Origin of the sequence: Bartonella sp. AA97HXZ (assembly GCF_042196985.1) — a bacterium.
Classification (GTDB): Bacteria; Pseudomonadota; Alphaproteobacteria; order Rhizobiales; family Rhizobiaceae; genus Bartonella.
Map to the genome: position 1 here is coordinate 292,996 of NZ_JBHIRC010000001.1, position 15,099 is coordinate 308,094.

At 36.9% G+C, this 15,099-nt stretch carries 14 protein-coding genes; 10 read left to right on the plus strand and 4 right to left on the minus strand.

Annotated elements, in window-relative coordinates; all coding sequences use genetic code 11:
• The first annotated feature begins 254 nt into the window (after nt 1-254).
• The 3 genes from ACFINE_RS01225 to ACFINE_RS01235 all read left to right on the plus strand — a co-directional run bounded on the left by ACFINE_RS01225 (nt 255) and on the right by ACFINE_RS01235 (nt 3,085).
• Nucleotides 255-458, plus strand: coding sequence for a hypothetical protein (locus tag ACFINE_RS01225; RefSeq protein ID WP_375613464.1), 204 nt, complete (start codon nt 255-257; stop codon nt 456-458).
• A 205-nt stretch (nt 459-663) separates the two neighbouring features.
• Nucleotides 664-1,353 carry a nitroreductase gene (locus tag ACFINE_RS01230; protein ID WP_375613507.1) on the plus strand — a complete coding sequence of 230 codons (690 nt, stop codon included), beginning with the start codon at nt 664-666 and terminating at the stop codon, nt 1,351-1,353.
• A gap of 340 nt (nt 1,354-1,693) precedes the next feature.
• The gene (locus tag ACFINE_RS01235) at nt 1,694-3,085 is read left to right on the plus strand and encodes an L-serine ammonia-lyase (protein ID WP_375620780.1); all 1,392 of its coding nucleotides are present in this window, start codon (nt 1,694-1,696) and stop codon (nt 3,083-3,085) included.
• 1,832 nt (nt 3,086-4,917) lie between these two features.
• Here ACFINE_RS01235 and ACFINE_RS01240 read toward each other — a convergent pair.
• Both ACFINE_RS01240 and ACFINE_RS01245 read right to left on the minus strand, forming a co-directional pair.
• Entirely contained in the window at nt 4,918-5,196 is a 279-nt protein-coding gene (locus ACFINE_RS01240) for a hypothetical protein (protein ID WP_375612117.1), read from the minus strand.
• Nucleotides 5,197-5,228: 32 nt separating this feature from the next.
• Entirely contained in the window at nt 5,229-6,578 is a 1,350-nt protein-coding gene (locus tag ACFINE_RS01245; RefSeq protein ID WP_375620781.1) for a D-alanyl-D-alanine carboxypeptidase, read from the minus strand.
• 235 nt (nt 6,579-6,813) lie between these two features.
• Between ACFINE_RS01245 and clpS the strand changes: the two genes are divergently transcribed.
• Entirely contained in the window at nt 6,814-7,185 is a 372-nt protein-coding gene (gene clpS / locus ACFINE_RS01250) for an ATP-dependent Clp protease adapter ClpS (protein WP_375612119.1), read from the plus strand.
• Nucleotides 7,186-7,191: 6 nt separating this feature from the next.
• The gene (gene clpA / locus ACFINE_RS01255) at nt 7,192-9,543 is read left to right on the plus strand and encodes an ATP-dependent Clp protease ATP-binding subunit ClpA (RefSeq protein WP_375613468.1); all 2,352 of its coding nucleotides are present in this window, start codon (nt 7,192-7,194) and stop codon (nt 9,541-9,543) included.
• A 7-nt stretch (nt 9,544-9,550) separates the two neighbouring features.
• Here clpA and ACFINE_RS01260 read toward each other — a convergent pair whose 3' ends face one another.
• Both ACFINE_RS01260 and ACFINE_RS01265 read right to left on the minus strand, forming a co-directional pair.
• On the minus strand, nt 9,551-9,973 hold the full coding sequence (locus ACFINE_RS01260) for an HIT family protein (protein ID WP_375607220.1): 423 nt from the start codon (nt 9,971-9,973) through the stop codon (nt 9,551-9,553).
• Nucleotides 9,974-10,107: 134 nt separating this feature from the next.
• The gene (locus tag ACFINE_RS01265) at nt 10,108-10,569 is read right to left on the minus strand and encodes a RidA family protein (protein ID WP_375620782.1); all 462 of its coding nucleotides are present in this window, start codon (nt 10,567-10,569) and stop codon (nt 10,108-10,110) included.
• A gap of 145 nt (nt 10,570-10,714) precedes the next feature.
• On the opposite strand from ACFINE_RS01265, the gene ACFINE_RS01270 reads away from it, so the two are divergent.
• The 5 genes from ACFINE_RS01270 (at nt 10,715) to frr (ending at nt 14,999) form a co-directional block, all read left to right on the plus strand.
• A complete protein-coding gene (locus ACFINE_RS01270; RefSeq protein ID WP_375620783.1) occupies nt 10,715-11,551 on the plus strand; it encodes a cell envelope integrity EipB family protein in 837 nt (278 codons plus the stop codon).
• 167 nt (nt 11,552-11,718) lie between these two features.
• Nucleotides 11,719-12,498, plus strand: coding sequence for a 30S ribosomal protein S2 (gene rpsB / locus ACFINE_RS01275; protein WP_273788135.1), 780 nt, complete (start codon nt 11,719-11,721; stop codon nt 12,496-12,498).
• Between the two features lie 102 nt (nt 12,499-12,600).
• Nucleotides 12,601-13,524 (plus strand): translation elongation factor Ts, encoded by a 924-nt coding sequence (gene tsf, locus ACFINE_RS01280; RefSeq protein ID WP_375620784.1) that lies wholly within the window; start codon nt 12,601-12,603, stop codon nt 13,522-13,524.
• Nucleotides 13,525-13,681: 157 nt separating this feature from the next.
• Nucleotides 13,682-14,401: a UMP kinase gene (gene pyrH / locus ACFINE_RS01285; protein WP_273790666.1), complete on the plus strand. Its 720-nt coding sequence runs from the start codon at nt 13,682-13,684 to the stop codon at nt 14,399-14,401.
• 37 nt (nt 14,402-14,438) lie between these two features.
• Nucleotides 14,439-14,999 (plus strand): ribosome recycling factor, encoded by a 561-nt coding sequence (gene frr, locus ACFINE_RS01290; protein WP_273790667.1) that lies wholly within the window; start codon nt 14,439-14,441, stop codon nt 14,997-14,999.
• Nucleotides 15,000-15,099 lie beyond the last annotated feature (100 nt).

Consider the following 15,099-nt stretch of genomic DNA (forward strand, 5'->3'; position numbering starts at 1 on the left):
TAAGGTGCTCACTAAGTTTTATAAAAAATAGACATATTTCTTATAACAATGTGATCTATGCAGACAGAATAATATAATGTACGAATATTATTCAATTGGAAAATTAACACGTGAGTTTTCAATAATAGCTCGAACTTTGCTATGAAGAAGAGGGACTTCTTATCCCTTTTCGGTGTGGAAGTACACGGCTTTATACATAAACGGATCGTCATAAGTTAAAACAAATTCTGTATGCTAACAGAGTAAAATTTTCGTTGTCTGAAATATCTGATATGTTGACAATGGTTGGAAAACCACCTGATGATGAGAAAAAGCTTAAGAAATTAATAGCAGGAATTCATAAAAAACGAACTGATTTAAAGCAGATGCAGCATGATGTTGATGATCTTCTACAGGATTTAGAACGAATTGAAGAGAGTTTTTTTGAGAGCTTAGCGGAGTTGGGGGGTAGTCATTGATTATAAATTTATTTTGTCTTCTTTTAGACTAATTTCTTTCTCTTAAAAGAGATAGATTATACTATCTCTAAGGGGAATATTTACCACTGCGTGAAATGTGTAAGTCATTTAAAGAAATAGAGTGTTTGAAAAAGCTGCAAAGGTATTTTCGCAGTATATTATTCTTGATAAGAAAAAACTATTTTTCATAAAGAAAGTAAAAACAATGACAGTTTCTCCTATGAGTGTTTTTCAATCTATATTGTCACGAAAGTCAATTCGCGCTTTTACTGATCAGCCAGTTAGTTTGGAAACAATCAAAGAAATCTTAAAACTTGCAGCACGTGCACCATCTGGAACAAATATTCAGCCATGGCAAGTAATTGTGCTTACAGGAAGTGTATTACAGAAAATAGGGCAAGAGCTTTCACAACTTGTGCTTTCAGGTGTAAAAGGAGAGCGTGAATATAGTTATTATCCACGTCAGTGGCGTGAGCCTTATATTTCAAGGCGTCGAAAAGTTGGTTTGGATCTTTATCAGAGTCTTGGAATTCAAAAAGGTGATGAAGAAAAAATACTTCATCAAAAGGCGCGAAATTTTTTATTTTTTGATGCACCTGTAGGACTCTTATTTACAATGGATCACGACATGGAAATGGGGAGTTGGCTTGATTTGGGTATGTTTATGCAGACCATTATGTTAGCTGCACGTGGATTTGGATTAGATACCTGTCCTCAAGCTGCTTTTGCTGATTATCATAAACAGATTCGTACGCTTTTATCTATTCCTTCTGATCGCCATATTATCTGTGGTATGGCACTTGGTTATCGCGATATGAGTGCTCCAGAAAACAATTTTGAGACAGAACGAGAATCGTTAGAAAAATTTGTACGTTTCATTGAAACATACCCATAAAATATTTTATACAATTAAGCATATGTTTTGAAGAACTTAGTGCATTATGAAAAATATTTCCGATAAGATTTCTCATCCTTATTGAATTTTAATATTGCATATTAACACTTATTTTACTACGTTTGGAACATTGGGAGTGGTGACTCTAGGGGCATTGTCCGTTTTAAAGGTTGGCTAATGGAAAACACTATAGAAAGAAAGTGTTGGGTGGTAGCAAGACGAGCGACATTCGTGTTTATTGTTGTCATTTTTTTAGTTTATCTCGCAATTTGATTTTAAATGGAAGAAACGTTATGAAAAAGCATATATGCTCAAGCTGTACTATAGTTTAAGGTGATACGTGTTTCTATCTGTTTTTGAACTTTTTAAAATTGGGATTGGTCCTTCTAGCTCACATACGATGGGACCAATGACTGCTGCTAATATGTTTTTGCAAAAGATAGGGGATTTTTCTCAGTCGTCTGATGTTCAAGTTTCTCGTATACGTGTTTATCTTTATGGTTCTTTAGCTTTCACGGGTATTGGTCATGCAACAGATAGAGCTATCATATTAGGACTTTTAGGAGAAAAAGCTTCTACTGTTGATCCTGATAGCATGGGGTTTTTGTTAGAAAAAGTTATACGTGAAAAAAAAGTGCAACCAGAAGGTCATCCCGCTTATCAGTTTGATGTGCAACGTGATCTTATTTTTGAACGAAAGCAAATCCTCCCTGGACATACAAATGGACTAGCCTTTGAAGGACTTGATACTGATGGGAATGTTCTGTTGCGGCAGATTTATTATTCTATCGGTGGTGGCTTTGTTGTGACTGAGGATGAATTAAGCCATATGAATGATAATATACAACCAGAAGCATTTGAGGTACCATATCCATTCGATTCTGCTTGTACAATGTTATCAATGGCAGAAAAATCAGGACTTTCAATTGCTGAAATGAAGCGCTTAAATGAAGAAACAAAGATAGAGCGTTCTTCTCTTGATGTAGGGCTTGATGAAATTTTTTCAGCGATGACAAATTGCATTGATAGAGGTCTTTCACAAGAAGGTGAGTTGCCTGGTGGATTGCGTGTTTTAAGGCGCGCTAAAAAGCTGCATGAAACGCTTTTGGAAAAACAAAAGAAAAATTACAATTATCCACTTTGGGCAAATGATTGGCTTTCGGTGTATGCTATAGCAGTCAATGAGGAAAATGCAGCAGGTGGTCGTGTTGTTACAGCACCAACAAATGGAGCAGCCGGTGTCGTCCCAGCCGTTTTGCGTTATTATCTTCAGTTTAATGATGATTCAGATCGAGAGGGAATACATAATTTTCTATTAACAGCAGCAGCTATAGGCGGTGTTATCAAACATAATGCCTCTATTTCTGGTGCAGAAGTTGGGTGTCAAGGTGAAGTTGGAACGGCATCTTCAATGGCCGCAGCAGGGTTGACCGCAGCGTTAGGTGGAACACCAGCTCAAATTGAAAATGCGGCAGAAATTGCGCTTGAACATCACTTGGGAATGACATGTGATCCTGTTGCAGGTCTTGTACAAGTGCCTTGTATTGAGCGTAATGCAATGGGAGCTGTTAAGGCGGTAACGGCTTCTTCTCTTGCATTATATGGTAATGGAGATCATTTTGTTTCTCTTGATGCTTGTATAGAAACAATGCGCCAGACTGGTCATGATATGAGTGAACGCTATAAAGAGACAAGTAAAGGTGGTCTTGCAGTCAATGCGATATCTTGTTAAGAGCTGGAACATTTTTCAATCCATAACTGGACTTTTTGGAGAGAGATCGTATTTCCTAATAAAGCTTATGTTTTTTGTTCCTTATAAATCAAAATTCCACTTTAATGCAGCAGTAGTTTGAAATAAATCTGAGATGATTCAGTGTTTTCTTAACGAATAATAGGTGTTGCATGCAAGCTTGGAGGGGAGAGTGTTGTACATCTGTTTGATTTGTCTCTAAAGTGGGGAAAAGTGTAATTTGGAAAAAATAAGAAAGCGTAAAGTAAAATTAGTGATCAATCTGCCATTATTTTTAGCTGGGTTTTATGGCTTTAAAAAGTTTCCATAGCTATATATCTTTTAAGTAATGGAAGATTATGCCTGAGTATCCAAGGAAAATTTGTTTTAAGTCTGAATAATTATGATGAAGAAAGTAGAATTTTAAAGGTTTTAATTTTTTAAAAGTGAAGTTTTTTTCTACCTAGTATGATAAAAAATGCCTTGAAAAAAACACTAATTTACAATAATTAAGAGATATATTGGAAATATCTTTTTTATTTATAAATTTTGTACCGACAAAAAAATTAAAATAAATAATAACGTATACATTAAGAAATATTTATAAAAATTCTCATGAGAATAGAATGCACACGATAGAACATTGTCGTGTTACGCGTTCGTGAGTTCGTTTTAAAAAAATATCTCTCAGGCCTCCCCCCAAGCTCATTTCGCGATGGCACCTGTGAATGATATAACGGTAAATCCATTGAGCTGTCTCTATCTTTATGCTTAATAAAAAGAAGTACGCTGGCATGGTTACACACTTTACCAGAGCCCCCCCCCCTCTGTACAGGGGGACTAAAGCACTTGGCATTTGAAACGGTTCATTATAGGCATTTTTAGTCTTTTTGGGACAGTTTCACGCTACACACTAATCTCGCTCATAACATGCAAGAGACGGGTTTGATTGATTCAACATAAACAGATTTTAAATGAGAGAATCTTACGATATTCGAGATTCTCATCTAACAAACAAAATAATTAATTATCTTTATAAATCAGTATCTTGCATATGAATAATATAATGTAAGTTTTCCATGAATGGTATAAAATCTATAGAGTATTAGCATCTTTATTTATAAAGGGAGAAAACCAGCACTATCATCCTTTTTTCAACTTTCAATATTACAAAAGATCCTAGTACTTGAAATGATTCATAAGGGATACTTTGATTCCTTTTGTAAATGCTTTATATGTCAATTTTGCTCGTGATGAGCAAGCGAGCGATTTTGACTGATTCAATATAAGAAGTAAAATAAGAGTATTTTACGAAAATCTCTTGTTCAATATGCAAAAAATAAATTATAATTATAAATTAAAATCTTATGGGAATCGTTATCATAATATTTAATCTGATAATTTATTTACGTTTTTTCATCGATAGTATTTGTATTTTCCAATTTTCTGTGCCTGTTGACATAAATACAAGTAAGAGAAGTGAGATTGTTTTTTTTACAGCGTTTATGTTGTATAGGGAGCGTTATTAAGAGGGATTTTTTTTATTGAACTTTTACAATAATCCCACCAAATGATAAGCTTTCATCTAATGAAGCTATTCATTTTTTCCAGAAAGATATCAAGGATAATTTTTTATATTAAATCCAAAAGTGGAAAAATATTGGGTATTTTTATGTCCTTAACAATGTTTTATTGAAAGCTTGGAGATATTGGATAGTTGGAAAAGCTGTCAGAAAATTCAACAATTTAAGAAAAAAGTATGTTTATCAAAAGGTTTTCTAAGGCTGTAGATAATGGTTAATAATAAAATAATTTTTTAGAGAGGGTCTGTAGAATTAAATATTTGTTGCTCCTAAACGGATTTTAATAGGCACATTACCAGTTTGGCTCGCAACGCGTAAATGAATGCGTACAGGAGGCATTATGAGACGACGGTTGCGCATTGTTTGGCAAATGAGAAGGTTAACAAGAGACTGTGTATCTAATGCAGTAGAATTATATTTTAAACCAGTAAGTTTTGCGGCAGCATCGTGAAGAGAACGCAATGAAAGGAGGGATGATTGCTTCAATAAAACTTCTTTTTTATGGAATGAAGCAAAAGCATTATCTGTCATAATACTATCCTTAACGCAGAATTCAAAAATTTTTAGTAGGCTACAGTATAGCAGTTAAAATTTGCTTTCTTTAATGTAGAGCAAGCGTCAAATGCAGCTTTTTTTGATTGAAACCCTGTAAAGCGCGCTCGGTAATAACGCTGCCCATTTTTTTCAAACAGTTGCATATGTGAAGATGCGTTCTTTAAAGTGGAAAAAGCTGTATTTTTTGCTTTTAAAAGTAGAGTTTTTGCTTGTTCTTCACTAGGAAGAGAACCAATTTGGATAGCCCATCCGGCATTTTCGGACAAAGAGACTGTTACAATTTTATGAGTCTCAGCCGGTATAGTTTTTTGAGGATTCGGTATTGGTATAATTACCTTATTGACAGCCGTTATTGCGATATTGGAGTTTTTAGGTTGTTCTGCAAATGCTGTCAACATAGTCGAAATTTCATCGTCAAAATTACTTGAATCAGCTTTAATGGTCGGTATAGGAGTATTGGCCCCAGTGGGTAAGTGATAGCGTACAGAAGCTATTAAACGTTCACCACTTTTCATTTGGCTTGCTTTGGGCAAATATTGATTCAATAAGCTAGCCATATGCTCGTCACGTGCAGTAGATGATTTACCTCCCATAACAACAGCGACAATAGAGCGCCCCTCAAGACGCATCGAAGTTGCTAAATTAGAACCTGACATTTGTGTGTAGCCTGTTTTAATTCCATCGACACCTTTCATTATTTTAACAAGTTTATTATGGCTGTTAATTTTATGTCCACGGAAATTAAAACTTTTTGTTTTGAACAATTTATATTGTTTGGGAAAATGTTTACGTAAAGCTAATGATAAAGTCGCTATATCTCGTGCTGTAGAATAATTGCGCACATCCGGAAGTCCTGAAGCATTTGCAAAATGTGTATGTTTCATGCCAAGTTTACGGGCTTTTACTGTCATCATTTGAGCGAATTTTTTTTCACTACCTCCAAGATATTCTGCAATGGCAGCAGCAACATCATTTGCGGATCTTGTAATGAGTGCTTTAGCTGCTGATTCTGCAGAAATTGTTTGGCCTGCTTTAAATCCAATTTTTGTCGGTGGACGCATTGCTGCATAATGTGAAACAGGAATTGGTGTATTTGGTGTCACACGACGCATCTGCATAGCTTCAAAGAGTAAGTACAATGTCATCATTTTTGTTAAAGAAGCAGGATAACGTTTCAGTGTTGCATTGGCTTGAAATAAAGTTTTTCCCGTAGTAGCATCTATAACAATAGCCGCATACTTATCAGGATAGGCCCCTTGAGGTGTGGCGGATGCCCAACAGTAAGAAAAAGCTAACATAACAAAAGAAATTGCTATTGTTTTACAGTAGCGCATAATTTTTTGATAATTAATATACACTTGCAGTATCCTATTTCTCCATTTATCCTAAAAAACTTCTATAAAGCTTCCTTTTCTGTAATTTATTGATGCAGTTTAGACGAATGGTATTACTAATTTGTTTACAGAAGTTATTTTATGAGTGAGTGATTGAAGTCTAACCATAGAGGGAAATTTTTTTTCTAATACAAACAGGTATTGCAATAGTTATGAAAGAATTTAAAATTAATAAAAATGTGCTGCATGGAAAACGATAATGGGACAGATGCTCATAATAAACTCTATAGCTCATATTATGCATAATGAAAAGGGCAAGAATTGGGATGAAGGTAGGCATGGTGCGGTTATAATGCCTAAGGCTAGAGAAAAACTCGAAAAACCTAAATTATGTCGAGTTTTTTTGCTTAATGATGATTACACACCTATGGATTTTGTTGTTTTCGTTTTGAAGAACTTTTTTAAAAAAAGTTTCGAAGAGGCAACGCGGATAATGTTAAATGTTCATCACAATGGGATAGGAGAATGTGGGACTTACACTTATGAAGTCGCTGAAATGAAAATATTACAAGTGAGGGAATGTGCGCGTCAAAATGAACATCCGTTACAATGTGTAATGGAATGGAAGTGAGGAGCTATGCCATCTTTTACACCTAGTCTTGAAGAGGTTTTGCATCGTGCATTAACAATTGCTACTCAAGCACGGCATGAATATGCAACACTAGAGCATCTTCTACTTGCGCTGTTAGATGATGCCGATGCAAATTCCGTTATTCAGGCTTGCCAAGTAGATGTGGAGGAATTGCGAGAGCGCTTAACCAATTATCTTCGCTCAGAGTTAGATGAACAGATTAGAGCTGATGAGGATACAAAGCCTACAGCTTTTTTCCAGCGTGTTATCCAACGTGCGGTGATTCATGCACAATCAGCTGGAAAAGATGAAGTATCGGGGGCAAATGTTCTTGTTGCAATTTTTTCTGAACGTGAAAGCCATGCAGCATATTTTCTTCAAGAGATGGGAATGACACGCTACGATGCTGTACGTTTTATTTCACAGGGTGTCACGCGTGATGATGGGTTATCCATGTTACTTGAAGGACTTGAAGAGCAATTAGATCAGCAGATTTCGGATAATGGTGAAAGAGGAACAAGTGCTTTAACGAATTATTGTGTTGATCTCAATTGTAAAGCACGTAATGGAAAAATTGATTTATTAATTGGCCGTGAAATAGAAATTTCACGCATGATACAGATTTTATGTCGAAGGTCAAAAAACAATCCGCTTTTGGTTGGTGATCCTGGAGTAGGGAAAACAGCTATAATTGAGGGGTTGGCAAAGCGTATTGTTGATGGGCAAGTGCCTGAAGTTTTATCAAATGCAACAATATTTTCTCTTGATATGGGGGGACTTGTTGCAGGTACACGTTATCGCGGTGATTTTGAAGAACGCTTAAAGCAAGTTATTAAAGAGTTTGAGCTGTATCCAGATGCTATTTTATTTATTGATGAAATTCATACCTTAATTGGAGCAGGAGCGACATTAGGGGGAAATATGGATGCAGCAAATCTTTTGAAACCTGTGTTATCTTCTGGAACTATGCGATGTATTGGTTCGACGACTTACAGAGAATATCGCAAATTCTTTGAACAAGATCGTGCTTTAGAGCGTCGTTTTCAGAAGATTGATATTAATGAACCTTCTGTTACAGATGCGATTAAGATTTTGCAGGGGATGAAGCCTTACTTTGAAGATTTTCATCAGATTAAATATACAGATCAGGCGATGAAGGCATCTGTAGAATTATCTTCACGTTATATAATTGACCGTAGGTTACCTGACAAAGCAATTGATATTATTGATGAAAGTGGCGCAGCGCAAAAGCTTTTGCCACAAAAACAACGCAAGAAGAGTATAGGTGTTAAAGAAATTGAAGCGACTGTTGCTACAATTGCAAGAATTCCATCAAAAACAGTTTCCCGGAATGATCAGAAGATACTGAGTAAGCTTGAAAGAGAACTCAAACATGTTGTTTATGGTCAAGATCAGGCAATTTCCGTCTTAGTTTCATCCATAAAATTGGCGCGAGCAGGTTTACGCGAACCGGATAAACCAATAGGAAGTTATTTATTTTCAGGACCAACAGGTGTAGGAAAAACTGAAGTTGCAAAACAGCTTGCATCATCTTTAGGCATTGAATTATTGCGTTTTGATATGTCAGAATATATGGAACGGCATACGGTAGCACGTTTAATCGGAGCACCTCCAGGTTATATAGGGTTTGATCAAGGAGGTCTCCTTACAGATGCCGTTGATCAGAAACCTCACGCAGTTCTATTGCTAGATGAGATTGAGAAAGCGCATCCAGAGTTATTTAATATTTTATTGCAGGTAATGGATTATGGTAGATTAACAGACCATAATGGTAAGAAAATTGATTTCCGCAATGTTATTTTGATTATGACAACCAATGCTGGTGCTTCAGATATGGCAAAATCAGCTATTGGATTTGGGAAAGTACATCGTGATGGTGAGGATATAGAAGCAATCAATCGGTTATTTACACCAGAATTTCGTAATCGGTTAGATGCAATTATTCCGTTTGCACCTTTATCTCATTTAATCATCAATCAGATAGTGCAAAAATTTATTTTTCAGCTTGAAGCACAATTAGCTGATCGGGGAATTTGTTTTGAATTAAGCCCTTCTGCAACTTTATGGCTTTCTAATAAAGGATATGATTCTCAGATGGGAGCACGCCCATTAGGGCGTGTTATACAAGAATATATTAAAAAGCCATTAGCTGATGAAATTTTATTTGGAAAGTTACGCAATGGTGGGACCGTTCGCGTATTGACACAAAAATCAAATGGTAAAAAAGAAAGCTTACAGTTAGAAATTTCATCTTCCGATATATCTGTAAGTTCAAAGAAAAGTAAAATGGAAAACTTTACAAAAAAACGTGTAGGAAAAAAAAGTACAACAACTTAAGAGTGTGTTATAAAGCTGCACGAATTTTTTTTGCATTCTCTTCAAGTATTTCTGGAGGCGTTACCATATCATTATGAGGGGTAAGCTCTATTCCCTCCATACGTGGTATAATATGAAAATGAAGGTGATAGACGGTTTGTTGACTAGCTGCTTCATTAAATTGCATGACAGTTATGCCATCTGCTTGAAAGGCTTTTTTGACAGCATTTGCAATTTTTTGAACAGCTTTAATAACAGGAAATAATGTTTCAGGATCTGCATCAAGTAAGTTTCTAGAGCCTTTTTTAGGAATGACCAGCGTATGACCTGGTGCTTGTGGCATGATATCCATAAATCCAATAACATCATCATCTTCGTAGACACGAACAGAAGGGATTTCATTGCGAATCAATTTAGCAAAAATATTGTTATTGTCATAAGCTTGTTTCATACAAATATTTCCTTTTATCGTAAGTTTAAGATTCTAATTTAAAAACGAAAAAATGCAAGGTTTATCAGAGTGTAAGACAAAGAAGTATTTTGACTTCAGTTATATTTAGGATAATGCACTGTCTTAATGAAGGTTTAGATTTCTATAATGGCTTCAACTTCTACAGGAACATCCATAGGAAGAGAGGCAACACCAATAGCAGAACGGGCGTGTTTTCCAATTTCACCAAGGATATTGACGAATAAATTAGAAGCTCCATTGGCAACAAAAGGAATATCGGTAAAATGAGAATCTACAGCCACAAAAACAGTAATTTTGACCACACGTTTTATTTTATTTAAGTCACCCAGAGTTGCCTTGAGTTGCGCGAGAATATTGAGAGCGCAAGCTTCAGATGCTTTTTGGGCTTGTTCGGTATTCACAGTTGCACCAACTTTACCGATGGCTATTGGTTTTCCATTAATAAGAGGGAGTTGTCCAGAAATAAAGATTTGATTGCCACTTTGTGAAGTGGTGATGTAATTGGCAAGGGGGGAGATTACTTCAGGAAGAGTGATTCCGAATTTTTCTAAGTTTTTTTCAATCATATTGGTCATAATTTTAACTCCATAGCTGCTCTATAATATATTCATTGCATAATCTATTTTTTGATTTAAGAAAATGTGTGGTTAATTGAGAAATTAACCTTTTTTGCCTTATTGTATGATGTTATGCAACGGGGATAAAGTTCGGAAGTTGGGAATGATTAGATCATTATTTATAATAATTTTATATATTGTTTTTTTATGTACTGCGAGAGCTGAAGAGCCCATTTTTATTGTGCCTCATCGAGCAATTTATGATTTTCATCTCGATAGTGTTTCTCATGAAATGACAATTTCTGCGATGTCAGGACGAATGGTTTACGAGCTTACTGGTTCGGCATGCCAAGGCTATAGCACACGTTTTCGTTTCATTAGCCGTGTTCACATTGAAGATATGCCAGTACGTTTGACGGATCAACAGACGACGAGTTATGAAACAGGAGACAGCCGTACATTTCGTTTTAATATTACAGATCAAGAGGGAGAAGAGGTTGTGCATCGTGCCGAGGGGGTTGCGGAGCGTACGCAAGATGGTATCACAGTTACCTTAAAAAAGCCAAAGGAAAAAGAGTATAAGCTTGCAATGGCTGAATTTCCAATGATGCAACTAAAAAATATTATCCGCCATGCAAAAGCAGGAGATCATTTTTACAATGTTACTGTATTTGATGGGACAAATAAAGCAGATAAAGTTATAAAAGAAAGTATCGTCATAGGGGAAAAGAAGACGCTTTTATCTGATAGCGAAACGGAAAAAGTAAGAAAATTGGATGAAGAAGAATATTGGCCTGTTACAATTTCTTATTTTGATGATGGAGAAAATAAAGATGGTTTGCCGGTTTATCGTAGCAGTTTTCTCTTACATGAGAATGGTGTCATGCGTGATCTTCATATAGATTATGGAACTTTTTCAGTGCGTGCAAAATTGAACAGTCTCGAATTCTTGGAACTTGGAAAAGATCTTAATCAATGTGAAAATGCAAATATTAAATGATTAAAGAAAATAACTTGAAAAAGAATCAAATATTAGTATGTTTGCGCTATTCCACACGCGGAGTCTGGGTGTTTGCAAATGATCTGTGAGAAACTTCTAGCAAGCATCCGCCGGTAGCAGGTCTTCCTGCTTTTTCCGCGGAGGTTGAACCGGAAAGGATAAGATTTATGGCACTACCCGATTTTACTATGCACCAGCTTTTAGAAGCCGGTGTGCATTTTGGTCATCAGACTCATCGCTGGAATCCCAAAATGACTCCCTATATTTATGGTCAGCGTAATAATATCCATATTATTGACCTTGCTCAGACTGTTCCACTTTTACACCAAGCACTTAAACTTGTTTCAGATACTGTAGCGCGTGGTGGTCGTATTCTCTTTGTTGGTACGAAACGACAAGCATCTGACATTATCGCAGATGCGGCGAATCGTTCTGCCCAGTATTACGTTAATGCACGTTGGCTTGGCGGCATGCTCACAAACTGGAAAACGATTTCCAATTCGATCCATCGTTTGCGGAAGCTTGATAAAATTCTTGCTGCTGAAGCGCAAGGCTTTACTAAAAAGGAACGTTTAAATCTTGAACGTGATCGTGAAAAGCTTAATCGTGCGCTTGGTGGTATTAAAGATATGGGTTCTGTTCCAGATCTTATCTTTGTTATCGATACGAATAAAGAAAATATTGCACTCCAAGAAGCAAAGCGTTTAGGTATTCCAGTGATTGCTATTATTGATACCAATTGTGATCCCGATGACGTAACACATCCAATACCAGGTAATGATGATGCTTCACGTGCAATTTCTCTTTATTGCGATCTTTTTGCCCGTGCTGCTCTTGATGGTATTGCACGCCAGCAAGGAGCAATGGGTATCGATTTAGGAGCTCAAGTTGATGCACCTGTGGAGCCTATTTTGGAAGAAAATGCAGTTTCAGAAGTTTCTGAATAATATAAAATGCCTAATTAAGGTACTTTTATTGTCTAAAGAAGAAGTTATAGGCGTGCAGAGGGATTTTGCACGCTTTCACTGTTATAAAATAAAGAGGCAAATATGAGCATTACTGCTGCACAAGTAAAAGAACTTCGAGAACTATCTGGCGCTGGTATGATGGACTGTAAAGCCGCCCTAGCAGAGACCAATGGTGATATGGAAGCTGCTGTTGATTGGCTTCGTAAAAAAGGAATAGCTAAAGCAGATAAAAAGGCTGGTCGTACAGCAGCTGAGGGATTAATCGGAGTCGTATCAAAAGATTCACATGCAGTTTTGGTTGAGATTAATTCTGAAACAGATTTTGTTGCGCGCAATGATGGATTCCAAGACATCGTGCGTAAAGTAGCAACTGCTGCCTTAGATACGCCAGGGGATGTTGAATCTGTTTCTGTTTCTCTTTATCCAGGTTCTGAGAAGACTGTAGAGCTTACGATTAAAGATGCAATTGGTACAATTGGCGAAAATATGACATTTCGTCGTTCCGCTAAATTGTCTGTTGAGAATGGTGTTGTTGCGACTTATATACACAATAGTGTGGCTGATGGGCTTGGAAAACTTGGTGTTTTGGTTGCGATTGAAACAACAGGAAATAAAGAGGCTGCTCTTGCTTTTGGTCGGCAGGTCGCGATGCATATTGCGGCAACCAATCCATTAGCACTTACAGCACAAGATGTTGATGCTGCTGCTGTTGAGCGAGAAAAAGCAATTTTTTCAGATCAAGCGCGTCAGTCTGGAAAACCTGAAAATATCATTGAAAAAATGGTAGAAGGACGTATGCGTAAGTTTTTTGAAGAGGTTGTTTTGCTTTCTCAAGCTTTTGTTATTAATCCTGATATAACTGTTGAGGCCGCTCTAAAGGATGCTGAGAAATCAATTGGTGCCCCAGCAAAAATTACAGGCTTTATTCGTTTTGCATTAGGTGAAGGTGTGGAAAAAGAGGAGTCTGATTTTGCTGCAGAGGTTGCTGCTGCTGTAAAAGGCTAGTTATTGCAAACTCTTGATCAGAGATTTAAAGTCATATCATTGGTTGTAGAATCTCTGAGGGGAACAATGTAATTGTTGAGAGGGCGTCACGTGAAAAAAGTGGTGCCCTTCGTGATGTCAAAAGCAAAAAGTAAATGGGCTTTTGGGGAGATTATTAATGGCATTAGCACTTCCGTATAAACGTATTCTTTTAAAGGCTTCTGGTGAAGCTCTTATGGGAGGGCAGAATTTTGGCATTGATGTTTCTGTTGTAGACCGTATTGCCGCTGATATTGCAGAAGTGCGCACAATGGGGATAGAAGTTGCGGTTGTTATCGGTGGGGGAAATATTTTTCGTGGCGTTGCTGTTGCTTCGCATGGTGGGGACCGAGTGACAGGTGATCATATGGGAATGCTTGCAACTGCTATTAACTCTTTAGCATTGCGAACATCTTTGACAAAATTAGGGGTTGAAACTGTTGTACTCTCTGCGATTGCTATGCCACAAATTTGTGAAAGTTTCTCGCAACGTAAAGCAATAGCTTATATGAATCAGGGAAAAGTTGTTATTTTTGCAGGTGGTACAGGAAATCCATTTTTTACCACTGATTCTGCTGCTACTTTACGTGCAGCAGAAATTGGTGCGGATGTCCTTCTTAAAGGAACACAAGTTGATGGTATTTATTCAGCAGATCCAAAAATAGACCCTACGGCTAAGCGTTTTGACCAATTAACACATGTTGAAGTTTTGCAATGGGGATTATCTGTTATGGATTCAACGGCGGTCACTTTAGCACGTGAGAACAATGTACCGATTATTGTGTACTCCATTCATGAAAAAGGCGGTTTGGCTAAGGTCTTGAATGGAACAGGACGCTTTACAATAGTATCGGAATAAGGGTAAGCTTCAAAGGACAATTGAAGGAGACAGAAATATGAATGTTACATCAATTATGGATGATTTGAAACGTCGCATGGATGGTGCCATTACGGCTTTTAAACATGAATTAGGTGGTTTGCGGACTGGACGTGCATCGGCCAGTTTATTAGAGCCGTTGACCGTTGAATCTTATGGTTCTGTTGTGCATATCAATCAGGTTGCTAATATTTCTGTTCCCGAACCTCGGATGCTTTCTGTTTCTGTATGGGATAAAACGATGGTCGGAGCTGTAGAGCGCGCTATTCGCGATTCTGGTCTTGGTTTAAATCCCATAACTGATGGTACGAATCTACGTATTCCTTTGCCTGAATTGAATGAAGAGCGCCGTAAAGAACTTGTAAAAATTGCGCATCACTATGCAGAGCAAGCGCGTGTTGCTACACGTCATGTTCGTCGGGATGGTCTGGACAATTTGAAAAAGTTAGAAAAAGATGGTGAAATTGGACAAGATGAAGCCCATAGTTTGTCTGAAAAAGTTCAAAAACTCACGGATGAAACTATTGCTGATATTGATAAAATTTTAGCCGTAAAAGAATCTGAAATTATGCACGTTTAAGACGATTTTGTCACTAGAAAAAGGATATTTACTCCCAGCCTGTAAATTGTTTCTAGGGATAATTGTGGGGAGTGGTGTGCTCTGTGGTAGCAAGGTGTGA